Consider the following 822-nt stretch of genomic DNA (forward strand, 5'->3'; position numbering starts at 1 on the left):
GCAGACAGTACCGTTGAGGGTTCCGGCCTCAGCACCTTTATGCAGATTGACCTGGCGCAGTAATCCACCGTTTGCTTCCTGCAACTTTGCCCCTTCCGAGGGGCTATTTTTTGAATTAAAGCACTATGGCCAATATCAAAGAATCAGCTATTCGCTTAGTCCTGAAAGCAAAGGATCTGCTCTCCAAGGACGTTAAAAAATCCGCTGACTCCCTTGATGTTCTGAAAGCGGAAGCCAAAGAGCTCAAGGACAAGCTCTCGACGCTGGAAAACCAGAGTGCACTGCTGACTGCTTTTCAGAAGCAGACAAAAGCTGTCCGTAATGCTGGCAATGCCTTCCGGGAGGCCGAGGCGAAAGTAGACCGGCTGGCAAAAGAGTACAAACAGGCCTCCAAGCCGACGAGAGAATTAAAAGAGGCGGTCACGTCCGCCAAAAAGTCTGTAGCCGAAGCGAGCCGGGCTTATCAACGGCAAGAGAAGGATTTAGAGCGTCTAAGTACTCAACTAGCCAAGACGAAAAAGCCGACGCAGACGCTAATACAGGCCGTATCAGCGGCAAAGAAAGCGGTCAAAGAGTCCAACCGGGAATACCAGCGCCAGCAAAAAGAGTTGGATCAGCTGACCCGGAATTATAACAAGGCACAGAAAACTACCCTGTCACTGTCGAGCAGCCTACTTACTGCCCGGACAGCGGTCACTCGTGCGAGCAAAGCTTATCAGGATCAGCGGGAAAAGCTCGATGAGCTCCGGCAAAGTCTCAAGCAAGCCGGTTTATCCACAAAGAACCTCGCTGGCCAACAGAAAAACATCACGGCTGCTATCA

At 51.2% G+C, this 822-nt stretch carries 1 protein-coding gene; it reads left to right on the forward strand.

Annotated features, from left to right (window positions below):
- Positions 1-125 precede the first annotated feature (125 nt).
- A partial coding sequence (locus AK963_RS29910) for a hypothetical protein (protein ID WP_139117814.1) occupies positions 126-822 on the forward strand: 697 nt, incomplete at its 3' end.

The sequence above is a fragment of the Endozoicomonas atrinae genome, assembly GCF_001647025.1.
In the GTDB taxonomy this organism is placed as follows: Bacteria; Pseudomonadota; Gammaproteobacteria; order Pseudomonadales; family Endozoicomonadaceae; genus Endozoicomonas; species Endozoicomonas atrinae.